Origin of the sequence: Pannonibacter sp. I15F10I1 (assembly GCF_900185665.1) — a bacterium.
Lineage (GTDB): Bacteria > Pseudomonadota > Alphaproteobacteria > Rhizobiales > Stappiaceae > Pannonibacter > Pannonibacter indicus.
Map to the genome: position 1 here is coordinate 19,927 of NZ_FYAN01000026.1, position 26,688 is coordinate 46,614.

A 26,688-nucleotide genomic window follows, 5' to 3' on the forward strand; every position below is an offset into this window, starting at 1 on the left:
GTTGCTGAAGAAATTGCTGATCGCAACCGACTCAACCCGGCGCGTAGTCGCGGCACGCCGAGTTTGCGCTAGGGATCGAATACTTGGATAAGAAGCCTGAACACAACAAGCGGAGTCGCGACCCAAAGCTGGCGTCTAAACCGGCCAAGGGTGCGTCTAGGGCCGGCTCCAACGCAGGACGCGGCTTTCGCTACCAAGACGCCGTGTCCGCTTGGTTGGCGGTGGAAATATGGGCCGGTCAGCGAGCGCCCGCCATCGTGATCCCGGAAGGTGGTGACGATATTGAGTTGCGTGGCGAAGCAACGAGCTTTGTTCAGGTCAAGAGCCGGCGGGAACACCTTGGGGACTATACAGAAGGCGAGACGGTCGGACACATTCAGGATCTGTGGAACCGGTCACTTGGCTCCGCACTGCGGCCGCAGCGACTGGAACTCGTTCTTGAGCGGGAGGTGGCGGGCCTCAGTCCCCTCGACGACCCCGCAGTCCGCCCAATCGAAGGTCCGATCGGCACCAGACTTGCAAAGTTCAGTGGGGCCTCTGATCTTCTCCCAAGAACATCGATTATCGTGGCGACCTCACCGCAGGAACGGGGGATCAGCCTAATCGTAGATCGGTTGAACTGCACCCCGATTGCGGCCCAGATGTGCTTTGCCGAACTGCTTGTTCGCGTGGGCTCTTTGGCAGACGCCAATGGCCGGTTGACTCCGAAGAATTATCGTGGCGTTTCGATCTCTGACACTGAAACGGCAATCCGAGATGTCTTGGCCGCTATCGACGTTGACGCGATCGAACGCGCCCTGATGGATGGCGTCTGTGAGCCGGTCGATTTCCTCACACCTCTCAACGATCCGAACTTCTATCTTGGGGTTGATGTGGAACCCGGTCACATCGCGGCAGGTTTGGTGGCTGAACGCCCCCGAAGCAGATCGGCGTTGGTGCAAGGTATTGAACAACGCCGGGCCGCGTTGATCGTCGGACCGTCAGGGGCCGGAAAATCCGCTTTAATGTGGGAGGCCGCCAACACATTGCGCCATACGGTGCGGTGGTTTCGTATCCGTCGTCTGAGTGCGGCGGATATTCCATCTCTGCGCCAGTTGGTCCGGACGTTTCGCGCTTCAGAAGACAGCCCCTTGGGTTTCGTCATGGATGATGTCGGCCGGAACGGACCGGAGAGCTGGGGCGCCTTGCTCAAACAGGTAATGTCTGGGCCCGGCGTCGTCCTGCTGGGCTCGGTCCGGGAAGAAGATGTCACGCTGATTGCCGAGCGAGCCCGGGCAGCCGAAATACGCGCCGATCCCGATGATGAACTCGCCGAACGGCTCTGGCGAGAACTGCACGACACTGAAAAGACGAACTGGGCGGGTTGGCGCGAGCCGTGGAAGATGAGCAATGGTCTTCTTCTTGAATATGTCCATATCCTGACACGCGGACAAAGGATGCACGATCTCCTCGCCGATCAAGTCGCGGCCAGAGTTTCAGATCCGAACCGTTCTCTTGAACTGGATATTCTGCGATCTGGCGCTTGGGCAGGCGTAGCGAGTGCCGAAGTCGATGCATCGCGTTTGGCGCGCGCGCTCTCGGTCAGTGAGGCCGATCTGTCACGCGCCTTACAGCGCCTCATCAAGGAACATCTGGTCCGCTCACCTGCTCCGGGCGCGGTCACCGGTCTGCACCAGCTTCGATCGGAAGAGTTGCTGCAGCTCACACACCAGACGACATTGCCGACCCTCGAAACGAGTTTCGAACGGACGATCGCAAGTGTGCACGCCACCGATCTCGGGGCCTTGGTCGCGGACACGCTATCTGCGCGGCGCTTACCTGTTTCGGCGGTGCTCAATGGCTTGATTGCCCGCTTGGAGGGCGAACAGGATGCGCGGGCGTTGGCTTCAGCGCTCCGGGGTCTGGGTTCGGGCCGCGTGTCTTCGGGCGTCGACGAATGGCTGGACACGCCTGAAGCGCGTGCGCTGCCGCGAACGCAAATCGGAAGCGCCGCAATGTTCGGGATCGCGGGTATTGATCTGAGTAGTCTCAGCATCATCCCGGAGGTCCAAGCTGCGGCGAATCGACTTTCGCAGATCAAAGGTTCGCCGGAAGATGACCCTCGCCGCCTGCTGATGGAGCGTATGTCACCCTCTGCCTTGTCTGCTCTAATCGAGACAGCGGACCTCACGAGCCTTGATGAGATTCTCTCGGCCTTGGTCGGAATGCCTTTACCAGCCATGGTACGGACCAGCCTCGTGCATGCTCCAGAAGAGCTGTTGAACGCCGATCTACATCTTGTGGGGTCGGTGATGGGGACACTCTCCGCCCTGGATCGTGAGATCGCCAGTCACTGGATCGCTGAGGTCGGGCAAGAGGCGTTGTTCGCACGGGTTCAGGCAGAGACGGCTTGGGCCGGCCCTGTAACAATCAAAAGCGCCGATGATGGAGTGATCGTCCGTTGCGATCTTTGGTACGTTGCGGGCTCCGTACAGGAAAATCCGCATGAAGCAGTTGTGAGTTTGTGCGAGTTAATCTTAGCCCTGTGTCCGTCGGCGGACATTGCGGAGGCCAACGCCATTACGGCAAGCGGCGAGTTGGCTGGCCTTGCCCAACTGCCGCTCGCAACAAAGCGGATTCCCCGAGAAAATCTTCCCCCACGCTCAGTTCCTCAGTGGAATCGGCGGTGGGGTGATCTGATTTCCCGCCGCGTCGCCGCTCCGAGCTATAGCGACTATCTTGCAAGAGGCGTGGCCATTCTCGAGGCGCTTGTGCCGACGTTGGAGAAGATCTTCGACGCGCATTTTCGAGGAAAGGATGCACTCGGCAATCTCGCCGACAGACTGAATGCGCTTAATGCTGAAACTGAAGCGCTGACACCCCCCGCTGTTTCGTCATTGGAAGCGTCGGGTGCGGGAAGCGGAGAGGCCAATACCGCCGTCACCAAATTTCAAAACCTCCTGCACAGCGCAAGCGTCAATCTTGTCAAGAGGTTTGCGATACTGCCCGACCAAGCTGGCGCATACATTGCCTGGCTGAGCGATCTCATCGCCGATGTCGACACTGCAATTGCCGAAGAGCCTTGGCAGCTCATCGCCGACGGTCCTCCGCCAATGCTTGCTCGTCTCAAGACGCTATTGGAGACGTTGCGACTTCTGGCGGGAGAAGCCCATGAAAGGAAGCAAGCGCCAGCGGTAACTTGGGCGGCACGAGGCAAAGGTGCGCGAGTAGGCAACTCCGTTCGGCTCGTATCCCTCTCTGCCAAAGCTGCCGGAGAAACACGACTAGCTCAGCGAAAGGCAGAAATTGAGCGCCTGGCAGAGGAAGCCGGGGTCGCCGCACAGTTCCATCTTCGCGTTAATGCCAAGGGTATTTTACCGTGGCCGCCAGTAGATGTTCTCTCGTTGTTACCCGCGTCCGACATTGCAGATGCGGTGGTCACGCTCGCTGAACAAGCCGAACTCGTGCGGTCGTTGGTGGACTCATCTATCCACCTGACGATCATGCCTAACATTGAGGGTGTCGCGTTCCCGGCGCTCGCAAAGTCTGGTTACCAGACCCTCCTTCCTGACGTGGAAGGCGCTGCCTTCTGGGCTGAACAACTCGGATTGCCACAAGCCCCATCTGCTATGGCAAGCATGTTTGGGGAGGTGCTGAACCTTGCCGGCGAACTTGGAGCAATGGATCAAAAATGCCTTGGCAATGAGACTCGTCCCGAAGAAGAGATTGTTGCCCGTCGGAGCTTGGAGGCCGCCTTCACAAGAAAGTACGAGGAACTGACCCGACGGCTCAATGCTTTTGACCAAGCCCTGCAATCGGATGTGTTCGAATTGACCGAGCATCTGCGAACTGGGGACGTTGACTTCGCCGCTGAAGCGCAGGCTGCGATTGGCGGGGCTTCAAGCAATATCGCCGAGGCGGCGGGATATGTGTCTCTGCTTTTGATGTCAGCCGAGATCGGCGAAATGTCCATCGACGGGCAAACTATCAAACGTGTTCACACGACCGAATCCGAGCAGATCGTCGATGACCAAGAGTAACAATAGGGACGACTTCACTCAGGCAACCAAGAATCGCCTTGCGAAGCAAGCCCGGTATCATTGTAGCAATCCTAGTTGCAGGAAGCTGACGTCAGCGCCGACCAGCGATGGCTCAAAGGAAATGAATATTGGAGTTGCCGCTCATATCTGCGCTGCAGCCCCCGGAGTTGGTGCACGCCGCTATCGCGCCGATATGACGCCCGACCAACGGAAATCGCATGAAAACGGGATTTGGCTTTGCCAAGACTGTGCAAAGGCAATTGATTCAGATGATCCCATTTTCACCGATGCATTTCTGCACTCTTGGAAGCAGAAGCACTCTGAGGACATGTGGCGCAGCGTTATCGACAAGCTGCTCTTCGGCCCGACCATGCCGCCGACGGTTGCGGAGATCAGTGCACGCTTTCAAAAAGCTGCCGCTGCAGATTTGGCCGTCTTTCGTCGAATACCCAAATGGCCGGGAACAAACGTGGCGCTCATGCTGACATTAAAGGTGAAGCATGTGGACGAGGCGCTTAGTACGCGCGCGCTTGCCAACGCGGTGACCACACTGGATGACCTCATCCTTGTCGCGGCACCCGGAATGGGAAAGACGACAACTCTTTTTCAGGTCGCCGACGGTCTGTTGGAAATCGGCAATGGCACGCCGCTTATCGTGCCGTTGGGAGATTGGGCCACCGAAGGCGACGCGTTGCTCGTATCCATCCTGAAGCGCCCTGCGTTCAACGGAATTTCCGAGCAGGATTTCCGCGCCGTCGCGACGCCCCCCGGCGTCGTGCTACTTCTTGACGGCTGGAACGAACTGGATCCCGCCTCACGCGAACGCGCGCGCGTGCAAATCACGGCCCTCAAGACTGAATTGCCGGAGCTTGGTCTTGTCATTTCCACGCGCAGGCAGGCTCTCGACATTCCTTTCGGTGGGACGCGGGTCGATTTGCTGCCGCTCGACGACGAGCAGCAAATGGAGATTGCGCGCGCCATGCGCGGCGAGGATGGCGCACAGCTCGTAGATCAAGCCTGGCGGACAGCGGGCGTCCGGGATCTTGTGACCATCCCTCTCTATCTCACGGCACTGCTGTTGCTGCCAGACGGCGCGCCTTTTCCGACCACAAAGGAAGAAGTGTTACGGCGCTTCGTTGCCGCGCACGAGCAGGAAGCCCGCCGTGCGGCGGCGCTTCATGCCGTGGCCCTCGGCTTCCAGCAGTACTATTTGGATGACCTCGCCGTGTTCGCCACGACAACGGCCAACACGGCGATCACGGACAGCAACGCGCGCAAATCGGTTGCCGAGACCGCGCGGGTCCTGATGACCGATGGGCAGATCACCATCACCACACAACCCGACACGCTGCTCGACACGCTTGTCAGCAATCACGTTCTGACGCGCTCCGGCGACACGCCGGGCTATTCGTTCCAGCACCAGCAATTTCAAGAATGGTACGCCTCGCACTACGTCGAGCGACTAATGCTACAGGCCGCCAACGACCCGGCAGAACGCGAGAAATTGAAGGCCGACGTGCTCGACCAGCGCCCGTGGGAAGAAGCTATCCTGTTCGCTGTCGAACGGAGCGCGCGCGGCGACGCCGCACATAAGGCCGCATGCAGCGCCGCCATCCGCGCAGCATTTGACGTCGATCCTGTCTTCGCGGGCGAGATGATCTTCCGCGCCACCGAGGAGGTATGGGCACCGATCGGCACCGAAATGCGGGATCTTGCTGAGCAGTGGCACGCGCCAGGCAAGGTGGATCGCGCCGTGCGTTTCATGATCGCGTCGGGCAGGCTGGAATTCGCCGATCTTCTTTGGCCGCTTATTTCGCACGCAAACACCCAAGTGCATCTGCCCGCCCTCCGGGCGGCGAAGCGATTCCGCCCATCCGTGCTTGGGAACGACGCGCCGGCGCGCATCGCAGCATTGCCACCGGAAATCCGCAAGAACGTACTGCATGAAATCGCATTGCATGGCGGGATCGACGGCCTCGACCTTGCGACCGCAATCGCGAAGACTGACAGCGATCCGGACGTGAAGGCGACAGTGGTCGATGCGCTCTCATTTCGACGGGCGGATCGCCACGTCGCCGACTTGCTCGCTGACGCGGGCGACGCGACCTACGACGTCCTCGCCGAAAAGGGTCACCTCGACGACATTGCAGTCGAAGCCGTCCAGCAGGAACTCCAGCGAGCGCGCGAACGGCGCAAGGTTGCTGGCATTTCGCACTTTCAGCGCCTGCGCACGCTCGTTCACGCGCCAGTCGGAGATGACCGCGATACCGAGGTCACTGAGATCATTGCCGAAATGGAGATCGACCGGAAACGCGATGGCGAAATACACCTGTTGTACGAAGTGCGAAAGCGATATCCGGAGGCTTTCGCTTACGGGCTGCTGCGACGCGTACGCGGGCACCGCGAACTCTTCTACGGCGCGGACAATATTCTCGCGGCCGCCGGGTTTGCCCTTGAGGACGACGCGCTGCTCGGGATCGCCCTCGAAGAAACAAGCCGCCATGACGATCGCGCCGAGGCCGCCGCTTCAGTGCTGGGACCAAACGCTGTTGGTCGGCTGATCGACGCGTATCTTGCCGCTGGGAAAGTCGTGCGCGACGCCAGCGGGAAGTACAACCAGGCGGCGGGTGATCGCTATCGCGATCTGCGCGCACGTATCGGCCACACGCCGGGCGCAAGTTTGGTGGCCGCCGTTCAGGCGCGGGCGGCAAACGCCGACAATGAGGAAACCGCGCAACTGGCCGAGCTGTTTTCACGCGAGACCTACGGCGACGAAGAGCAAGCGCGACCCTTTAATGAAGAAGGCTTGGCCGCAATCGGAGTGCTGGCGCGCGAATGGGCTGAGCGCATGCTCGCCGCTGGGGATGAGAAGCGCTGGCGAGTGGCTACCATCGCAACGATGATGAGCCACGCACCGTCCGTCGCGCATCTTCCACTCTTGAAGAGATTGCTCGACGATAACTTGCGTCGCTACCGGGCTTTCCGCGAAAGAGCGGCCGCGAGCGGCTGGAGGGATCGCGACGCTGTACACGAAGCGCAACACCCGCACATGCACGAGTATCAACGCGCGTTTTTTTCGATCAATGCGCCGGAGACCGCTGCGCTGATGCGCGAATACCTGACGGATGAGCATTTTGGCGAGTTGGCGGCGCGAGTGCTGCTCGTCCAGTGGATCAAGGCGAACGAGCCCGAGAACGACAAGAAGTTCCGCAGCAGCGTAGATTTCTCGGGCGTGCAACCCCGCCGCGAGGCTCGCGCGGCGGATCCCACCATGTCCTCGGCCGAGGCGGAAGCGATCTTCAGTGCAATCGACAAGTTGGTTGTCGAGGGTGCGACGGATGCGCAACTGAAGCTAGCGGTTGCGCTCGGCAGGGTCGGAGCACGTCTCCCGCACGGCCAGCGTGACCTGACGATCCAGAAACTCATTTCTCTCGCACCAAGACAGGCTCGCGCAGATTTGCTGTTGTCGATGGTCCTCTCAGGGGAGGACATCGACATCAAGCTCGTTGCCGACGGTATCGCTGAGACCTTCGAAGCGGCCAAGAAGGAGCCTTGGATTCTGACACAGAGCGACGCCTATCAGCTACGAGATTGGTTGCGTCTTTTGCCGTTTGGCACGCCAGTTACCGATCTGCCCGCCATCGTGCGCGGCATGCCGGACGCGCAGCGCGATCCACGAATGCTCGAAGAGATGGTCGGCGGACTCAGCAGTTCGTCCTCGGACGACGCAGAAGGCGTGACTTTCACGCTCGCAGAAGAAGACCCGCGTCTCTACCAGAACCATCAGTGGCGCGCGACCGCCTTGAGGTTCGGCACCGTATCCGCCGCGCGCCGCCTTGTTGATTTGACCCTCAGCGGTGCGCTCGACGGCAAGTCATACGATGGGTGGCGTTGGCAGCGCGAACTGGGCGGCTTAATTTCGGAGTTCCCAGAGGTGCGCGCCTACGTCTACGACCTCCTGAAGGATGGGCCGACAACGAAGCAACTTGCCTTGCTAGCCAGCGCAGTTGCCGAAGACCCTGGTACGGACGGCGTACTGATGCTGATCGATTTTGAGATAAAAACCGGACGCTCGTTCATGGCGTGGCAAGCGATCCAAAGCGCCGTCACGCAGCAGGTCCCGGCAGAGAACTGGGAAGGTGCTTACAATGTCGTGCCCGTCCCGGCTGTCGAGCTGCGCCGGAAGCTGCTGTCGATGACGGGCAGTGGCGGCAAGGATGACCCCGCCGCCCGCTGTCTCAACCTCATAGACAAGCTCCGGGACGAGTACGGTGCGCCAGAACCGGAACCACGCCATCCCGATCTTGCGTCAGGGCGCCCTTGGCCGATCTTGACGCCTGATCCCGACGCCGAGGACGGGAGCTGATTCGGTAGGCGAACGATCCGGGCGAAATGTCGGCCCGAAGGCAAGCGTGCGTCTGCATTCCGCCTCTCCTATCGCAAAGTCACCGTCCGTTCACGGCCCCAATCCGGTCATGCCGAGCAGAAGCGAAGCGCGCTATGGCGTATGATCGGCAGTTGTGACGAAGGGACATCCTGCATGGCAAGGCGTGCGCGAACCCCAGCCCGAAGCGCAATTGCTCAGAAAGGTGCTATCTATCTGATAACAAAAGATATGGTTGGATTATTTGTGCGGTAATTGGCGGTGTCTGGCGGAAGGGATGGGATTCGAACCCGCGAGACGCTTTTGTGATCCTGTTCCGCACTCTTCCCGGGAATGCGCTGGCCATGACGCAGGATGCGCCTGTCGAAGCCAGGCCCGAGCCGGATGGCATGTTTTCCGGAGCGAACGATGGGGCCGCACTTCCGTTCGCCGTCCGGACATGATGCGCCGTCACGCTCCGGTGTGCGGTTTTTCGTCCGGGCCCTCGAGTGCGGAGCGCAGCCGCCGGATCATGACGGCTCTCTGCTTCTCGCTCGGGCTTGCGGCCAATGCATCGTTGATATCAAGGATCAGGCGCGAGACGTCATTGTGCCAGTCCAGCCTTGCCACCTTTCCGGCCGGCAGCCGCGGATGGCCGGGGCTTGCGGCCCGGTGTGCGCCCGTGCCCGTCAGGTCGAAGGCTTCGTCCAGTTCGGGCTGCAGGATTCTGCCGGGGCTGACAATCCCGTTCAGGCCCGCTGCGAGGCTTTCGCGGGCCTCCGGCTCGCCATGGACAAGAAACAGCTCATGGGTCAGCGGCAGCCGCGCCTTGATCCAGTCCACCAGTTCCGTGCGGTCTGCGTGCCCGGAGTAGAGGTCAAGCGACCGGATCCGGGCATGTACACTGAATTCCTCGCCCTGGATGCGGACCACCTGTGCCCCGCTCTGTAGAATGCGCCCCAGCGTGCCTTCCGCCTGATAGCCGGTAAAGAGGACTGTTGCGGTGCTTCGCCAGAGCCAGTTCTTCAGCCGGTGGCGGATGCGCCCGGCCTCGCACATGCCGGAGGCGGCGATGATGATGTGAAAGCCCCGGACACCATCCAGCGCCATGCTTTCTTCGCGGGTTTCCGTGAAATGCAGGTTGGCGGCCCTCAGGCCGCGCATCAGGTCCGCCCCCTCCTCGAGTTCGCGGTGATGATTGGCAAATATCCGTGTTGCCTTGCTTGCAAGAGGGCTGTCCACAAAGACCGGAATGTCCGGAAGCTCGCCCTCGGCGATCAGCTGCCCGATGTCGCTGATGAGTTCCTGCGTGCGCTCCACGGCGAAGGAGGGGATCAGCAGTACCCCATCCGGATGCATTGCGGCACGCACCTCGTCCCGCAGCAGGAGGCGCCGGGACGCAGGTGTGGCTTCGGGCCGGTCTTCATCGCCATAGGTGGATTCGCAGATCAGGTAATCCACGCCTGCCGGCCCCTCCGGGTCGGCATGCATCAGCTTGCAATCCGGCCCGATATCGCCCGAGATCAGAATTTTCAGCGGCGGACTGCCATTGTCCCCGCTGATCTCGATCTCCACCGATGCCGAGCCGAGCAGATGTCCCGCATTCCATAATCTCGCACGCAGGCCGGAGATGACCGGGAACCATTCGTTCAATCGATGCGGCTGAAACAGGCGGAGGCATGCCTCGGCATCACTGGTGTCGTAAATCGGCTTGATCCGGCCCCGGTTCCGGCGTGCGGCCCTGCGATTGAATTGCTCGACCTCCATCTCCTGGATATGCGCACTGTCAGGCAGCATGACACCGGCGAGGCCGATCGTTGCAGGTGTTGCGTGGATGGGTCCGGTGAAGCCATGGCGCACCAGTTTCGGCAGCAGGCCCGAATGGTCGATATGGGCATGGCTGAGGATCACGGCTGCAATGCGGTCCGGAGCGAAAGGGAAAGGGCGGTAGTTCAGCTCCTTTTCCGTTTTTGATCCCTGAAACATGCCACAGTCGATCAGGATCTGGCCGTGGTCCGTTTCAAGCCGGAAGCACGATCCGGTGACGCTCCCGGCGGCACCGTGGAAGGTCAGGCGGGGAGGGTTCATCGGACGTTCCTTTCCTGCTCCTGCGGGCACTGTCACATCTGCAAGACATACCGGCCCGGTGCCGGGTCAAGCGGCGGCAGGCCATTTGCCGGTGCGCCGGTGGCAGGCGCCTGCCGTGAACCGCTGCTCTTTTCCCGCAGCCAGTCCTTCCATGCCGGCCACCATGAGCCATCCTGCGGGGAGGCACCGGCGATCCAGTCATCAGGCCCGGTGTAGAGGCCTCCGGCCGGACGGTGGGTCAGGCGGTAGTGACTGCGGCGGTCACTTGGCTCGTTGACAATGCCGCTGTTGTGGCCGCCGCTGGCCAGTACGAAGACCAGGTCGCAATCGGTGAACAGCTTAGTCTTGTAAACCGACCTCCAGGGCGCGATGTGGTCGGTCTCTGTCGCGACGGCAAACATCGGGGTGGAAATGTCCTTCAGGGCGATCACCCGGCCCTCGACAGCAAAGCGCCCGGCTGTCAGCCGGTTCTCCAGAAACAGGCCACGCAGATACTGCCCGTGCATCTTCGCAGGCATCCGTGTCGTGTCGGCCACCCAGACGCCCATGTCGGTGGGCAGTTCCTCCTGACCCAGGAAGTAGCGCCGCACGGCCCTCGACCAGATCAGGTCCTCGGAGCGGATGGTGGAAAAGGTCCGGGCCATCTGCGGCCGGTCGAGATAGCCCTGATCCCACATCATGTCCTCAAGGAAAGCCACCTGACTTTCATCCGCGAAGAGCAGCAGCTCGCCTGCCTCGGCGAAGTCGACCTGTGCGGCCATCAGTGTGATGCTTGCCAGCCGGTCATCGCCATTGCGGGCCATCGTTGCTGCGGCGATGGCCAGCATCGTTCCGCCCAGGCAGTAGCCGGCTGCATGGATCTTGCTGCCGGGCACGATCCGGCCCACGGCATCCAGCGCCGCCATGACACCCGCCGTACGGTAATCCTCAAGCGAAAGACCGGCCTGTTCTGCGGTCGGGTTGCACCACGAGATGATGAAGACGGTAAAGCCCTGCCGGACAAGATAGTTGACCATCGAATTGTGGGGCGACAGATCGAGGATGTAATATTTCATGATCCAGGCCGGCACGATCAGGATAGGCTCGGCCATTGTTTCTGCCGTCTGCGCGTCATACTGGATCAGTTCGAACAGATCATTGCGGAACACCACCTTGCCCGGGGTGCAGGCCAGATCCTCTCCGATCCGGAAACCTTCCGGTGCGGGATCATGGGTTTGTGTGAGGGTCTTCACCATGTCCTGCAAGAAATGCGCGGCGCCATCGGTCAGGTTGCGTCCCCCGCTGGCCAGAAAGGCCTCGATGATCTCCGGGTTCAGGGCCGGAAAATTCGACGGAGCCATTGTGTCCAGTATCTGACGGGCCATGAACCGGGTGCGGTCGGCATTTTCAGGCCGGAGGCCGCGCAGATGATCCGTCGCGTGGTCCCACCAGTCCTGAATGGCAAGGAAACCCTGCTGCCAGAGAAGGAACGGCGGAGCCTGCCATCCGGGATGCCTGAAGCGGTGATCGTAAGGCTTGGGGGCGAAGGGCAGCGGGCTGCCAAGACCCGCCTTGGATGCAAGGGTCATGAGCTTCATGGCGTTCTGCATGGCGCGTTCGGCCAGTTCCAGCTGCCGTCCCGGCGACTCGCTCATGTGAAACGCCCAGTCGGTGCTGGCCTCGATGAAGGCATGCAGCGAAACGCCTGCGCTCAGCCGGGCAAATGCGGCCCGCACGCCCCGGTCCAGGTTCTGATGCGGGTGCTCTGGCGTCCCGGCGCCATGCCGCAGGGCAGGGGCAGCAGCACGGGCACCCGGGGCAGGGTATGGCGGCATCGGTGCCAGGGATGCCGGTGGTGTTGATACAGGCCTATCGGTCATCAGGAAGCCATCCACGGGGATAATGAGCAATCCGCCCTCCCGCTGTGCAGTGACGTTCAGGTTTCGCTTCTGCGCGGGACGATCCGGCTCTGGTTCGAACAAGATAGCCCATGCTGTCTGTCCGGACGTTGATCCAGAGCAAAGGAGAGGCTGTCACCTGATTTGCGCAGGCTCCTGAAATCAGGATGTGCGAGGGCCGGCCGCGGCGGTGAGGCTCCGCAAGCCTGTCTGCAGTCTCACTGAAAGCTCGCCTGAAAGGCGGTTGCGGTCAGAGAGACATGGGCCTCAAGGGGCGGATGGAGTTCAAAGGCTTTAGGCTCGCGTGAGAAATTCCAAAGCCGCATCAGGCACCACTCGTCCCGCCGCTCATTGGCAACGTCCAGTTCGTTGCGGGAGATGTGGAAGGGCGTGCGCTCCCAGCCGTTGGTGGTCTTCACCTCGATCAGCCGCAGGCGGCCATCCGGCTGGAAACTGCCGATATCATAGCCTGCGCCGTCGCCATCCTCCTGAGAGGTCCAGCGTACTTTCCGCGCCAAATCAGTTCGTCCGGCGGCGCGCAGCGTGAAACGTTCATAGTCCAGAACGAATTCTTCCCCTGCCTTGCCGAGTGCCCGGTTCCGCTCGTCCCGTCCGGCCACGTCGAACTTGCGGGCGATGCGCAGCATCTGTTCCAGTTCCTGCGGGGGCGGCTGATTGCTCCGGGTGGGGGCGGGGCCGATCCACAGCGCGGAGGGTTCATGCAGGCCGCCGGTTGCAGCAGCATCGTCTTGCCTGCGCTCTGTCCAGTGTGGATTTCTGGCGAGCCACTCGGCCACAGCGTCTTCAAGCGAGGCCTGAAAGTTGAACGCTGGCTTGTAGCCTGAGATCCAGGTTTCCCCGAATCCCTTCAGGACGGCGCTGATGTTCTGGTGCTTGAATTCGACTGAGCCTTCGGTGCGTCCGTTCAGAAACGGCAGCAGCCCACGCCGGTGTTCAGCCTTGCTGTAGGGGCGCCCGGCACAATCGTCGGCAAGCATCGCGAAATAGTCCGCGACGATCAGCCTGTTCTCGTCCTCTGTCCAGTTTGCGCCCGCCATGACGCCAGGCTACAGAACCAAAAGGCCATTGTCATCATGAGGATGGGCGCAAGCTCTCAAGTCTGTGTTTAACAGATGGGCCTGAATTGTCTTCAAAGAAAGGGGGGTGGCGGAGAGGATGGGATTCGAACCCACGAGACGCTTTTGACGCCTACTCCCTTAGCAGGGGAGCGCCTTCGACCACTCGGCCACCTCTCCGGTGGAGACCCTGATAAAGGATCTTGCGCTGAATGCAAGTGATTTGCGCAAGGGGCTGTGGATTCTGGAAGGCGGTTCAGCGGGTTGGGGAAAACTCGTGTCTTGCGGGGGCAAGAGCGGCGGAAAAGGGCGGGCTGACGCGGAACTGGCGGTCAGCCCGTCACCTTGAACCTGAGTGATCATGCTTTGCCGGTGCGCCGGTCGCTTTGGCCGGAGGGCGCTGTCCGGTGCGCTGTGTCACTGCAGGCGCAGCCATTCGCGGGCGAGGCGCTGGGCCGTGGCGATGTCTGCGGCGGACATTTCGCCGGAGATTTCCTTCCGGTAGCGGGCAGCTTCCGTGTTGCCTTTCATGGCGGCGAGATTGAACCACTTGTGGGCGCTGACGAGATCGGCGGTGCCGGTGCGGCCGGCGGCGCAATCAAGGCCCATCTGGAAGAGGATGCTGGCCGGAGTGCAGGCGGTGGTGCAGGCGGCGGTGCCGCCCATGATGGCCATGTCGGCCTGATGCATTTCAAAACGTGCCATTTGCGGTCCCTGTCTTCAAACCCCGCCTTGCGGAGGTCCTGCCCTTGCAGTGTTTTGTCGTCGTCCCTGTTGATGACTTCGGCCCGGCGCTCTTTGAGGCTTCTGTGTGCCTTGGTCTGGAAGCGGCTCCGTCTTTGCGGAGATTGCCTGCTTCTTGAGGGAAATACTGCAGCGGGCGGCTGAAAGGGCCGTTAAAACTTTAACTTAATGCAATTCAAACAAGACTCTAACCAGATGTAAAATTCACCTCTGCTTAAGCAGGAATCGCCTGAAAACAGTTTGGAATCAGCCCCCGTTGCTTACACTTCTCCGGACCGTGGTGACGCTTTATTCACCACGGTGGAAGAAGGCGGCGGGGAAAGACATGAAAAGACTGGAAAACGCTTGGGGCAGATGTGCGGCCGGACGGTATCCGCTCAGCCGCGCGTGACCTCGAAAGGCGTGCCGAGCCAGTGCTCTTCCAGATTGGCGCTGCTGCCGATCCGGTCGATGACGGCAAAGAGGCCCGGGGCCTCCAGCGGTGTCAGCACCCCGTGCCATGTGCCGCGCAAAAGGTTGATGGCCTGACCGGGCTGCGTGAGGAAGGCACGGGGCGTACCGGGGCGGCCATTCTCGTCCTCTGCGGTGATGACGAGGAAGGACGTGAGGCTCATCGGCACAAAGGCCTGGCTGCCGTCCGGATGGCGCTCCAGCATCTCCAGCCGGTAGGGCAGGGTGCGCGGTTCGGCCTTGAAGAGGGAAAGTCCCGCCCGCCCGTCCGGTCCGAAATCTAGCCGCGCCCGGTCGTGAAAGCGGCCGCACAGGCCCTGATTGATCAGCCGGTCCGGCGCGCCCTCCGCCTCCAGCACATCGCCGAAAGGACGGAAGGCCTCTACCGTCAACGGCTCGGTGACGATCCGGGGCAGGGTGGCCCCGGATGCCGTTTCCATGGCCCGTGTCATCGGCCAAGCACTCCGGAGAGCTTGGCGTGGCGGTTCACGTCCTTGTAGAGCAGGTAGCGGAAACGGCCGGGCCCGCCCGCATAACAGGCCTGCGGGCAGAAGGCGCGCAGCCACATGAAGTCGCCCGCTTCCACTTCCACCCAGTCCTGATTGAGCTTGTAGACGGCCTTGCCCTCCAGCACATAGAGCCCGTGTTCCATGACATGGGTCTCTTCAAAGGGGATCAGCCCGCCCGGCTGGAAGGTGACCACATTGACATGCATGTCGTGGGAAAGGTCTGACGGATCGACAAAGCGGGTGGTCGCCCAGGCGTCATTGGTGCCGGGCATGGCGACGGGCTCGATCAGCTTTTCATTGGTGACGAAAGCCCTGGGCCGGGCAATGCCGGGGGCATCCTCATAGGCCTTGCGCACCCAGTGGAAATGGGCGGCCGTGCTGCCGGGGTTGGTCAGCGTCCAGCCGCTTTCCGGCGGCAGATAGGCAAAGCCGCCCGGCTCCATGATGTGGGTGGTGCCATCGACGGTGAGGCTGAGCGTGCCTTCGGTGACGAACAGCACGCCTTGCGCCTGCGCGTCCGGCTCCGGCGCGGAAGAGCCGCCGCCCGGCTGCAGTTCCATCACATACTGGCTGAAGGTCTCGGAAAAGCCGCTCATCGGCCGGGCAATGATCCAGCAACGCAAGCCCGTCCAGCCGGGCAGATAGGACGTGACGATGTCGGAAAACACGCCTTTGGGGATGACGGCATAGGCAGACGTGAAGAGGGCGCGGCCCGTGTGAAGGGTCGTCTGAGACGGAAGACCGCCCTGGGGCACATGATAACCGGACATGATGTCTCTCGAAGGTGGGTTTTATGAAAGATGGGCAGGCCCCTGGCGGGCCTTTCGCGCCACCTTAGACCGGAAAGCTGAAGGCTGGCGAGCCCCCGGCGCCTCATTCAAAGGCTGGTTCAGCGCAAAAAGGCGGCAGGCTGCCCAGCGGAAGGACGGGCTGGAGTGGCCTATGCGGCGGGCCTGTCTGCGGCAGGTTGAGCAGTCATTTGCACTCCCTGGATTTTTTGGGCCCGATCGGGTGATGGCGGTGGCAATCGGCACCGCGATTTGCCATCTTTCCGGCACGAGGCGGCGGCAGATTGCGCAGGCGGGGAAAACGGCCCGCAGCGAGGCCCGCAATGGGCGGCCGGGACGCCGGAGCAGGAAGAGATCGGACCCGATTCCGTCATGGATCATTCAGTGAAGGAAAACGTGCCCGTCACACAGGATGTGACCGGCCGTGTGCGCCGCCCGTTGATTACAGACATGGCCGCCGCACGGTGGCTGCTGCTGTTCGTGCTCGCGGCATCGATCTGGTTCTTCCACGGCTTCATTGTGCCGGTGCTGGCGGCAACCGTGATTGCCTTTGCCAGCTGGCCGCTGCTGCGGCTGATCGAGCGGCGCCTTGCTTGCGGGCGCATTCTGGCCGCAAGCCTGATGGTGCTGATGATCATCGGCTTCATCGTCGCGCCGGTCACTTATGCCATGGTCTATGCGGTGGGCGAATCCCAGTCCTGGATCAGCTGGGCCATCGCGGTGAACCAGCAGGGGGAGGCGGTGCCGGGCTGGATTGCCAACCTGCCGCAGGTGGGGCCCTGGCTCACCATCCAGTGGGACAAGTATATCGGTCATCCGGGCGCCATCGGTGAACTCATCCAGCTTGTCAGCGGTGCCAATATCGGCACCATCTACCGGGGCATTCTGACGGCCGGCACCATGGCGTTTCATCTGGCGCTGACGCTGGTTTTCATGCTGATCGCCCTCTTCATCCTCTACCGGGACGGGGAAAAGATCGCCGCGCAGATCGACCGGGTGGGCCAGCGCATCCTGCCGGAGCGCTGGGACCGGCTGTCCCGCGTTGTGCCCGCCACCATCAGTTCCACCGTCACCGGCATGACGCTGATCGCCATCGGCGAGGGCATCGTTCTCGGCATTGCCTATGCCATCGCCGGGGTGCCGTCACCGGTGACGCTTGGCGTCATCACCGGCTTCATGGCGCTCATCCCCGGAGGCGCGCCCTTGGCCTTCTCATTGGTCTCCGTCTATCTGGTGGCCAGCGGATCGACGGTTGCCGGCGTTGCCCTGTTCATCTGGGGCACGACGGAGCTTTTCATCGTCGACAAGACGATCCGCCCGCTGCTCGTCGGCGGCCCGGTGAAACTGCCGTTCCTGCCCACCTTCTTCGGCCTCATCGGCGGGGGGAAGACCATGGGCATCGTCGGCCTTTTCGTCGGGCCGGTGCTCATGGCCCTGCTGGTCGCCATGTGGCGCGAATGGCAGCGGGAGATCGATGTCTCCTCGCGGGTGAGGTGAGAGGGGCGGAGGTTGATGTCTTGCTGTCTTTCGGCGGAGCGCATCAGCCCCCTTTAGCTGGGCGTGGTACCGGAGCGAACTGGTGACCAACCGGTAACCTCACCTTCGTCATCCCGGCCAAGCGAAGCGCGAGCCGGGACCGGTGAGCCGGGTTGGGTGTTGGTTTAATGAATTCCAACTTATAGACTGTGACTCACCGGTACCGGATCTCCGCTTCGCTTCGTCCGGTATGACGATGGAAGGGGGATCAGGCGGTTGATCTCCCGGTCAGCCTGCCTCGTCAGGAACTGCAGTTTCCTTATACCAAGGCTTTCGATGCTGACGCATCATGCCTCGACATTGCTCGTGCGCCGCGCGGACTTGACCAGCTCCCGCAGTCAGGCTCATCGGGAGTTGGTGTTACTGCGGCCTTTTGATCTTTTCTGAAGCTTCCAGCACCAGCGGGCGCAGGCCTTCGCCGCCGGTGTCGATGATTTCGAAGAACTGGCGGCGCATGCGCGGTTCCCAGAAGTCATTGATATGCGACGCAACGCCCTCGACACCTTCGGCGTGGGGCTTGGTTTCCATGAATTTGGCGATCTGGTTGGCCATGTAGACGAGCTTGTCAGGCGACATGGGCGTCCTCTTGCAGCTTGATCCGGTCGGGATGGGTGAAAATCTCGAAACTGTCCGCCCGCACCAGCCCCACCAGCGTGATGCCGCAGCCTTCCGCGAGGTCCACGGCGGCAAGCGTCGGGGCGGAGACGGCGATGAGCACGGGCGCGCCGAAGCTCGCGCATTTCTGCACCATGTCGATGGAAATGCGCGAGGTGATGATGAAGGCTCCGGCGCGGCTCCGGCCGGCGTCCTGCCGCAGCAGCGCGCCGGTCAGCTTGTCGAGGGCATTGTGGCGGCCAACGTCCTCACGCGCAGCGATGATCTGTCCGCCCTGCCAGAAGGCGGCCGCGTGGACGGCGCGGGTCTCGTCCTGCAGCGGCTGATGGGCGGTGAGGCCGGCGGCGGCGGCAAGCACCTCCGCTTCGCTCATGGCGAACCTCGTGTCCGGCACCGGGGGCAGGGGGCGGCGGGCGGCCTTCAGGCTGTCGAGCCCGCAGAGCCCGCAACCCACCGGCCCGGTGACCGTGCGCCGCCGGTCAGTGTGGCGGGTGCCTGCGCTTTCGCTCAGCCAGATGCGCAGGTCGATGCCGTCTTCCGTTTCCGCAATCTCAAGCTCGCGGATTTCGTCCGGTTCCGCGATGCCTTCATTCAGCGAAAAGCCATAGGCGAAGTCTTCCAGATCCGCCGGGGTTGCCATCATCACGGCATGGGTGGAGCCATTGTAGGACAGGGCCACCGGCACTTCCGCCGGCAGCCTGCGCTCCCCCTTGCCGCCGCGGCCGCGCGAAATGCGCAGCCGCGGGATGCTGGCACTGGTCCTGCTCATTCGGCCGCCGGAAGAATGCGGCGGGACTGGGCAGCCTGCGCGGCGTAGTCCTCCTGCCAGGTGGAGGGGCCGTTGGACGGGCTGATCTGCACCGCCGTCACCTTGTACTCGGGGCAGTTGGTGGCCCAGTCCGAGAAGTCGGTGGTGATGACGTTGGCCTGCGTGTCCGGATGGTGGAATGTGGTGTAGACCACGCCCGGCGACACCCGGTCGGTGACCTTGGCGCGCAGGGTCGTCTCGCCCGAGCGGCTGGCAAGGCGCACCCAGTCGCCATCCTTGAGGCCCCGGTTTTCCGCATCATGCGGGTGGATCTCCAGGAGATCCTCCGCGTGCCAGACCGTGTTGGCGGTGCGCCGGGTCTGGGCACCCACGTTATACTGGCTGAGGATGCGGCCCGTGGTCAGCAGCAGCGGGAAGCGCGGGCCGGTGCGCTCGTCCGTTGCCACATATTCGGTGCGGATGAACTTGCCCTTGCCGCGCACGAAGCCGTCGATATGCATCAAGGGCGTGCCTTCCGGGGCCTTCTCGTTGCAGGGCCACTGCACCGAGCCAAGTTCCTCCAGCTTCTCGTAGGTGACGCCTGCGAAGGACGGTGTCGTCAGCGAGATTTCCGCCATGATCTGCGAGGGGTGGGTGTAGGTCCAGTTGGCGCCCATCGCATTGGCCAGCATCTGGGTGATTTCCCAGTCGGCATAGCCGTTCTTCGGGGCCATCACCTTGCGCACGCGGTTGATGCGGCGCTCGGCATTGGTGAAGGTGCCGTCCTTTTCCAGGAAGGTCGAGCCGGGCAGGAACACATGGGCGTAACTGGCCGTTTCGTTGAGAAACAGGTCATGCACGATGACGCAGTCCATGGCGGCAAGGCCTGCGGCCACGTGCTTGGTGTCCGGGTCGGACTGGAGAATGTCCTCGCCCTGGCAGTAGAGGCCCTTGAAGGTGCCGTCGACGGCGGCATCCAGCATGTTGGGAATGCGCAGGCCCGGCTCCTTGTCCAGCTCCACGCCCCACAGGCTCTCGAAGATCTCGCGCACGTGGTCGTTCTTCACATGGCGGTAGCCGGGCAGCTCATGCGGGAAGGAGCCCATGTCGCAGGAGCCCTGCACGTTGTTCTGCCCGCGCAGCGGGTTCACGCCCACGCCCTTGCGGCCGATGTTGCCGGTCATCATCGCAAGGTTGGCGATGCCGATGACCGTGGTGGAGCCCTGCGAGTGTTCGGTGACGCCGAGGCCGTAATAGATCGCCCCGTTGCCGCCGCGGGCATAAAGCCTTGCGGCAGCGCGCAGCTCCTCCGCCGGAACGCCGGTCAGGGCCGCCGTTGCCTCCGGGCTGTGGCGCGGATCGGAGATGAACTCGGCATAGTCCTGGAACTCGTCCCAGTCACAGCGCTCGCGGATGAAGGCCTCGTCGAACAGGCCTTCGGTGACGATGGTGTGGGCGATGGCCGAAACCACGGCCACGTTGGTGCCGGGCTTCAGCTGCAGGTGATGCGCGGCCTTGATATGCGGCGACTTCACCAGATCGATGCGGCGCGGATCGATGACGATCAGCTTTGCACCTTTGCGCAGGCGCTTCTTCAGGCGGCTGGCGAAGACCGGGTGTCCATCCGTCGGGTTGGCCCCCATGACGATGACCACATCCGTGTCCTCGACGCTGTCGAAGTCCTGCGTGCCTGCAGAGGTTCCGAACGTCTGGCCGAGGCCGTAGCCGGTGGGCGAATGGCAGACGCGGGCGCAGGTGTCCGTGTTGTTGTTGAGGAACACCGCGCGCGTCAGCTTCTGCACCAGATAGGTTTCCTCATTGGTGCAGCGGGAGGAGGTGATGACGCCGACAGACTGGCGGCCATGCTTGGCCTGGATCGCCTTCATCCGGTCAGCGGCAAAGCCCAGCGCCTCGTCCCAGGAGACTTCACGCCAGGGATCGCTGATCGCCTCGCGGATCATCGGCTTGAGGATGCGGTCCTGATGCTGGGCATAGCCCCAGGCAAAGCGGCCCTTGACGCAGCTGTGGCCGCGGTTGGCCTTGCCGTCCTTGTAGGGCACCATGCGCACCAGCTCGTCGCCGCGCATTTCCGCCTTGAAGGAGCAGCCGACGCCGCAATAGGCGCAGGTGGTGACCACGGCCCGCTCGGGCGTGCCGATCTCGATCACGCTCTTTTCCTGCAGCGTTGCCGTCGGGCAGGCCTGCACGCAGGCACCGCAGGAGACGCAGTCGGAAGAGAGGAACGTGTCGCTCATCATGCCGGCCGAGACGCGGCTGTCAAAGCCACGGCCCTCGATGGTCAGCGCGAAAGTACCCTGAACTTCCTCGCAGGCCCGCACGCAGCGGGAGCAGATGATGCATTTGGACGGATCATAGGTGAAATACGGGTTGCTCTCGTCCTTGGCCAGCCACTGCGGATTGACATCGCCCCCGGCACTGCGGGCGCGGAAATGGGTGTCCACGGCCTCATAGCGCACATCGCGCAGGCCCACGGCACCGGCCATGTCCTGCAGCTCGCAGTCGCCATTGGCCGCGCAGGTCAGGCAGTCGAGCGGGTGGTCGGAGATGTAAAGCTCCATCACCCCCTTGCGCAGGTCCTTCAGCTTGCCGGTCTGGGTGTGCACCACCATGCCCGGCGCCACCGGCGTGGTGCAGGAGGCCGGCGTTCCGGCGCGGCCCTCGATCTCCACAAGGCACAGGCGGCAGGAGCCGAAGGCATCCAGCATGTCGGTGGCGCAGAGCTTGGGCACGGAAATGCCCGCTTCGGATGCCGCACGCATGACGGAGGTGCCTTCCGGCACGCTGACCTCGAAGCCATCGACGGTCAGGGTGATCATCTTTTCGGACCGGGCGGCGGGGGTGCCGAAGTCACGGTCGAGCAAACGGGAGTCCTTCATTCCGCGGCCTCCTTCATCCTGTCAAAATCTGCGGGGAAATGGGTCAGGGCGCTCATGACCGGGTAGGGCGTGAAGCCACCCAGGGCGCAGAGCGACCCGGCCTTCATGGTGCTGCACAGGCTTTCGAGCAGCGGAATGGCGGCGGCATCGCCCCGGGCGATCCGGTCCACCGTCTCCACGCCGCGCACCGCGCCGATGCGGCAGGGGGTGCACTTGCCGCAGGATTCGATGGCGCAGAATTCCATGGCAAAGCGCGCCTGCGCCAGCATGTCCACCGTGTCATCGAAGACGACGATGCCCGCATGGCCGATGAGCCCACCGGCAGCGGCAAAGGCCTCGTAGTCGAAGATGGTGTCGAAGAGATCCTGCGGGAAATAGGCGCCAAGCGGGCCGCCCACCTGCACCGTCTTCACCGGGCGGCCGGTGATCGTGCCGCCGCCGATGTCATTCACCAGTTCGCCCAGCGTCAGGCCGAAGGCGGTCTCGTAAAGGCCGCCGTGCTTCAGGTTCCCGGCCAGCTGGATCGGGATGGTGCCATGGGAGCGGCCGACGCCGAAGTCGCGGTAGAACTGGGCGCCGCGGTCCATGATGACCGGGACCGAGGCGAGCGACATGACGTTGTTGACGACCGTCGGCTTACCGAACAGGCCCTCCAGCGCGGGCAGCGGCGGTTTGGCGCGGACGATGCCGCGCTTGCCTTCGAGGCTGTTCAGCAGCGAGGTTTCCTCGCCGCAGACATAAGCGCCCGCACCAACGCGCACTTCCATGTCGAAAGCATGCGGCGAGCCCAGCACAGATCCGCCCAGAATGCCCTCGCGCCGGGCAATCTCGATCGCCTCCTGCATCACCGCGATGGCATGCGGATATTCGGAGCGGGTGTAGATATAGCCCTTGGTCGCGCCCACTGCGATGGCGGCAATCGCCATGCCCTCGATCAGCACGAAGGGATCACCCTCCATGATCATCCGGTCGGCAAAGGTGCCGCTGTCGCCTTCGTCGGCGTTGCAGACGATGTATTTCTGGTCTGCCCTGGCGTCAGCAACGGTCTTCCATTTGATGCCGGTCGGAAAACCTGCGCCGCCGCGCCCGCGCAGGCCGCTGTCGGTAACCTGCTTCACGATCTCGGCAGGCGCCATGGCAACGGCCGCCTCAAGGCCCTTCAGGCCCTTGTAGTGGCGGTAGTCCTCCAGCGACAGCGGATCGGTGATGCCGCAGCGGGCGAAGGTGAGGCGTGTCTGGCTCTTGAGGAAGGGGATTTCCGAGGTGAAGCCATGGGCGAGCCGGTGGGCGCCGCCGGTCAGGAACCCGGCATCGAACAGGGACGGCACATCCGAGGCCTTCACCGGGCCATAGGCCATGCGGCCCTTTTCTGTTCGCACCTCGACCAGCACTTCCAGCCACAGCATGCCGCGCGAGCCGTTGCGGATGATGGTCACATCGAGATTGCGGGCAGCGGCTTCCCGTTCAATGGCGGCGGCGACCTTGTCCGCGCCAACAGCCAGCGCAGCTGCATCGCGGGGGACGAAAACGGTGACGCTCATTTGCCGATCCCTCCCAGCATTTCGTCAATGCCTTCGTCATCGAGCCGGGCAAACAGCTCGCCGTCCAGCATGGCTGCCGGGCTCTGGGCGCAAAGGCCGAGGCAGTAGACCGGCTCCAGCGTCACATCACCGTCCTTCGTGGTGCCGTGCCAGTCGATACCGAGCCTTTGTTTCAGCTTTTCGGCCAGTGCATCGGTGCCCATGGACTGGCAGGCCTCGGCCCGGCAGACCTTCAGCACGTGGCGGCCCGAAGGTTCCGGGCGGAAGTCGTGGTAAAAGCTCATCACGCCGTGAACTTCCGCACGCGACAGGTTGAGACTGTCCGCGATCACGGGCAGGGCGTCCTGGGGCACGTAGCCGAAGGCCTCCTGCACAGCATGGAGAATGGGTAAAAGCGGCCCTTCCAGAGCCTGGTGCGTCGTCACGATGTCCTGCGTCAGGGAACGAATCGTGGCGGCAGACAAATGTGCCGTCATGCGTTTCTCCTCTCAATTCCGCATGTTATGCGGAATTTCTCCCACTTCAATTCCGGCTATTCGTCAGCTGATTGAAACCTTCTATCGTTGCAGCCTCCTCCCAGAGCTGCATTGTACTTGCGGGCAAGATCGAGCAGAGCCGCCAGCATCGGCGTCAGCGGTTCGCGGTGCGCGATGACGAGGCCCACATCCTGCCCCGGCATTGTGTCTTCCGGCAGGTCTGCGGTGATGGGCACGGCGGCAAGGTCCTTGCGGTCCAGAAAATGCGCGGCGAGCTTTTCCGGCACCACCGAGACCCAGCGCCCGGTCATCACATGCGAGGCGAGCACGATGATGGAATTGGATTCCACCATCGGCATGGAGCTGATACCGGCCTCCTGCAGGTAACGGTCCACGATGCGCCGGTTCTGCATGTCGCCGGACAGAAGGCAAAGGGGCAGGGTGCCGACCTCCGCCCAGGTCAGCGAGCCCCGGCGCGCAACCTGTGAACTGGCGCGGCACAGCAGCCGGTAGGTCTCGCGGTAGAGCGGGGTCACCGTCAGGCGGCGGGCGGGCGGCGGGTCGAGATAGGTGATGCCGGCATCCAGTTCCAGCCGCTCCAGCTGTTCGAGGATTTCGGCAGAGGTGCGCGACAGGATGGAGACGCGCACATTGGGATGGCGCTCGGTGAAGGGCACGGACAGGTCCGTCACCATCGGCAGGGCCGTGGGGATGACGCCGATGCGCAGGTTGCCCGACAGGACCGATCGCGCCTGCCGCATGTCCGCCTTCAGCGCCCTGGCATCGGCGACGATGCGCAGCGCCCATTCCAATGCCTTTTCGCCTTCCGGCGTCAGCCCCTGATACCGGGAACCACGATGGATAAGCTGAACACCCAGCTGATCTTCCAGCTGCTTCATCGCAGATGAAAGGGTTGGCTGCGTCACGCCGATCACTTCGGCGGCGCGGCCAAAGTGCTGCTCGTTGGCAAGGGCGATGAACATTTCCAGCTTGTCGATCATGGGTCCGCTACCGGCAGGGTCACTGCAGTTCCATTTCCGGGAACCGGCCGGGCAGAGAGCGCCCAGCCAGCCTGTTCTAGCAGGAAAAAGCCTCAGCCGAAGAGGGCGGCAGTCTTTTCCAGCGTGATCCAGACGCCCCAGAGGATCGGGATGATCATCACGGCCCAGGCGAGTGCCGCCTTGGCGTCCAGCCCGCCCTTGCCGATGCCGAAGGAGCCATGGGTAATGCCGGAGTCCGCCGTACGGGCCTTGGCCTGCAGGGCCGCGACTTCCGCGTCGGACATGTACCATTTCTTGTCCAGCGGCCGGACGAGCGCATTGGCAATGAGGCCGATGAGCAGCATGCCACAGAGGATGTACATGGTGAAGTCATAGACCTGCGCCCGGGGGATGCCGGCATTGATCTGCGCTTCACGGATGTAGTTCACCACCACGGGGCCGAGGATGCCGGCCGTTGCCCAGGCCGTCAGCAGGCGGCCATGGATCGCGCCGACGAACTGGGTGCCGAAGATGTCGGCGAGATAGGCCGGCACGGTGGCAAAGCCGCCGCCATACATGGACAGGATCACCGCGAAGATGGCGACGAACAGCAGCTGGTTGCCAAGCTGCGCCGCCGTCGGGGCCAGGGCATAGAGCACGATGCCGAGCAGGAAGAAGGTGTAATAGGTGTTCTTCCGCCCGACCCGGTCCGACAGGGAGGCCCAGAAGAAGCGGCCTGCGATGTTGAACAGGGACAGCAGCCCGGTGAAGCCTGCGGCAATCGCCGCGATGGCGGCCTTCTGTTCACCCGACAGGTCGTTGAAGGTGAGTTCGGGCAGGCCGATCAGTTTGCCGGAGAAGATTTCCTGCAGCATGGGCGAGGCCATGCCGATCACGCCGATGCCGGCAGAGACATTCATGCAGAGCACGATCCAGATCATCCAGAACTGCGGCGTCTTGTGCGCGTTGTTCAGGTGCACATGGTGCTGGGTGATCATGGTGGTGGCCTTCGACTGCGGCGGGGTCCAGCCCTCCGGACGCCAGCCGGCCGGCGGCAGGCGGTAGCCGAAGGCGCCGCCCAGCATGAAGATGAAGTAGATCGCCGCCATGACGAGGAAGGTCTCCCACACGCCGACGCTGGTGGGCGTTGCGAAGTAGCTCATCAGCCGGTCGGCCAGCGGTGCGCCGATCATGGCGCCGCCGCCAAAGCCCATGATGGCCATGCCAGTCGCCATGCCGCGCCGGTCCGGGAACCACTTGATCAGGGTGGAGACCGGCGAAATATAGCCAAGTCCAAGGCCGATGCCGCCGATGACGCCTGCGCCCAGCCACATGAGCCAGAGCTGATGGGTCATCACGCCCACCGCCGCCACGGCAATGCCGCCGCACCAGCAGAAGGTGGAGACGACGCCCGCCTTGCGCGGCCCGGCCTTTTCCAGCCAGCCGCCCCAGATGGCCGCCGAGCAGCCGAGGAAGACGAAGAAGAGGGTGTAGATCCAGCCCAGATCCGCCACGCGCCAGTCGCAGGAGGCGGTGAAGAGCGCGGTGACGAGGCTCATGCCCTCGCAGGTGACGGATTGCTGGATGCCGATGGCGCGCGACAGCGGCAGCCAGAACACGCTGAAGCCATAGGCCATGCCGATGCACAGATGGATGGCAAGCGCTGCTGGCGGCACGAGCCAGCGGTTGAAGCCGGGTTTTGCAATGATGCGTTCCCGGTCGAGCAGTCCTCCTTCGGAGTACCCGCCCTCGACGCCGGTGGTTGTGGTCATTCCTGTCTCCTCCCGAGAGCCCCTTTCACAGGGGAACCTTGGAGGGCGCCTTCGCACGGCGGACCGGCAGCTTTTGCAAGCCATTCTCCGGACCTCAGCCCCGTTCCTCCCGAAGGCCGCCTCTCCCCGGCAAGTTACTTAGCCAGAAGCGTGCCAGTTGCCGGGGAAGGGAGGGAATTGAAGGGCAGACGGGGTTTGCATCAAGCGCG

The 26,688-nt window shown here is 62.8% G+C and carries 16 protein-coding genes and 1 tRNA gene; 3 read left to right on the plus strand and 14 right to left on the minus strand.

The window, feature by feature from the left end:
- The first annotated feature begins 83 nt into the window (after positions 1-83).
- Both IF10I1_RS13495 and IF10I1_RS13500 read left to right on the plus strand, forming a co-directional pair.
- Positions 84-4,019: a hypothetical protein gene (locus IF10I1_RS13495; protein WP_186415541.1), complete on the plus strand. Its 3,936-nt coding sequence runs from the start codon at positions 84-86 to the stop codon at positions 4,017-4,019.
- Complete coding sequence (locus IF10I1_RS13500) at positions 4,006-8,385, plus strand: NACHT domain-containing NTPase (protein WP_186393238.1); 4,380 nt, start codon at positions 4,006-4,008, stop codon at positions 8,383-8,385. Before IF10I1_RS13495 ends, IF10I1_RS13500 begins: the two co-directional genes overlap by 14 nt.
- Positions 8,386-8,853: 468 nt before the next feature.
- Here IF10I1_RS13500 and IF10I1_RS13505 read toward each other — a convergent pair whose 3' ends face one another.
- The 7 genes from IF10I1_RS13505 to IF10I1_RS13535 form a co-directional block, all read right to left on the minus strand.
- A complete protein-coding gene (locus tag IF10I1_RS13505) occupies positions 8,854-10,470 on the minus strand; it encodes an MBL fold metallo-hydrolase (RefSeq protein ID WP_186393239.1) in 1,617 nt (538 codons plus the stop codon).
- 32 nt (positions 10,471-10,502) lie between these two features.
- Complete coding sequence (locus IF10I1_RS13510; protein ID WP_256387624.1) at positions 10,503-12,284, minus strand: alpha/beta hydrolase; 1,782 nt, start codon at positions 12,282-12,284, stop codon at positions 10,503-10,505.
- Positions 12,285-12,565: 281 nt separating this feature from the next.
- Entirely contained in the window at positions 12,566-13,405 is an 840-nt protein-coding gene (locus IF10I1_RS13515) for a DUF3883 domain-containing protein (RefSeq protein ID WP_186393240.1), read from the minus strand.
- A 107-nt stretch (positions 13,406-13,512) separates the two neighbouring features.
- Positions 13,513-13,603 (minus strand) — tRNA-Ser (locus IF10I1_RS13520).
- 237 nt (positions 13,604-13,840) lie between these two features.
- Positions 13,841-14,128 (minus strand): sel1 repeat family protein, encoded by a 288-nt coding sequence (locus IF10I1_RS13525; RefSeq protein ID WP_208977455.1) that lies wholly within the window; start codon positions 14,126-14,128, stop codon positions 13,841-13,843.
- Positions 14,129-14,544: 416 nt separating this feature from the next.
- Positions 14,545-15,057, minus strand: a complete 513-nt coding sequence (locus tag IF10I1_RS13530) for an ureidoglycolate lyase (RefSeq protein WP_208977454.1) — start codon at positions 15,055-15,057, stop codon at positions 14,545-14,547.
- A gap of 8 nt (positions 15,058-15,065) precedes the next feature.
- Entirely contained in the window at positions 15,066-15,896 is an 831-nt protein-coding gene (locus tag IF10I1_RS13535; protein WP_058899663.1) for a bifunctional allantoicase/(S)-ureidoglycine aminohydrolase, read from the minus strand.
- Between the two features lie 390 nt (positions 15,897-16,286).
- Here IF10I1_RS13535 and IF10I1_RS13540 point away from each other — a divergent pair, with 390 nt between their 5' ends.
- The gene (locus tag IF10I1_RS13540) at positions 16,287-17,411 is read left to right on the plus strand and encodes an AI-2E family transporter (RefSeq protein ID WP_186393241.1); all 1,125 of its coding nucleotides are present in this window, start codon (positions 16,287-16,289) and stop codon (positions 17,409-17,411) included.
- A gap of 399 nt (positions 17,412-17,810) precedes the next feature.
- On the opposite strand, the gene IF10I1_RS13545 is transcribed toward IF10I1_RS13540, so the two are convergent.
- From IF10I1_RS13545 to IF10I1_RS13575, 7 genes are all read right to left on the minus strand, one after another.
- On the minus strand, positions 17,811-18,026 hold the full coding sequence (locus tag IF10I1_RS13545) for a formate dehydrogenase subunit delta (RefSeq protein ID WP_058899664.1): 216 nt from the start codon (positions 18,024-18,026) through the stop codon (positions 17,811-17,813).
- On the minus strand, positions 18,016-18,834 hold the full coding sequence (gene fdhD / locus IF10I1_RS13550; protein WP_186393242.1) for a formate dehydrogenase accessory sulfurtransferase FdhD: 819 nt from the start codon (positions 18,832-18,834) through the stop codon (positions 18,016-18,018). Before fdhD ends, IF10I1_RS13545 begins: the two co-directional genes overlap by 11 nt.
- Entirely contained in the window at positions 18,831-21,710 is a 2,880-nt protein-coding gene (gene fdhF, locus IF10I1_RS13555) for a formate dehydrogenase subunit alpha (protein ID WP_186393243.1), read from the minus strand. The genes fdhD and fdhF overlap by 4 nt, the downstream gene beginning before the upstream one ends.
- Positions 21,707-23,251, minus strand: a complete 1,545-nt coding sequence (locus IF10I1_RS13560; protein ID WP_186393244.1) for an NADH-quinone oxidoreductase subunit NuoF — start codon at positions 23,249-23,251, stop codon at positions 21,707-21,709. The genes fdhF and IF10I1_RS13560 overlap by 4 nt, the downstream gene beginning before the upstream one ends.
- A complete protein-coding gene (locus tag IF10I1_RS13565) occupies positions 23,248-23,727 on the minus strand; it encodes a formate dehydrogenase subunit gamma (RefSeq protein WP_186424536.1) in 480 nt (159 codons plus the stop codon). The genes IF10I1_RS13560 and IF10I1_RS13565 overlap by 4 nt, the downstream gene beginning before the upstream one ends.
- Before the next feature lie 56 nt (positions 23,728-23,783).
- The gene (locus IF10I1_RS13570) at positions 23,784-24,728 is read right to left on the minus strand and encodes a LysR family transcriptional regulator (RefSeq protein WP_186424537.1); all 945 of its coding nucleotides are present in this window, start codon (positions 24,726-24,728) and stop codon (positions 23,784-23,786) included.
- Between the two features lie 92 nt (positions 24,729-24,820).
- Complete coding sequence (locus IF10I1_RS13575; RefSeq protein ID WP_186424538.1) at positions 24,821-26,479, minus strand: OFA family MFS transporter; 1,659 nt, start codon at positions 26,477-26,479, stop codon at positions 24,821-24,823.
- Between the last annotated feature and the right edge of the window lie 209 nt (positions 26,480-26,688).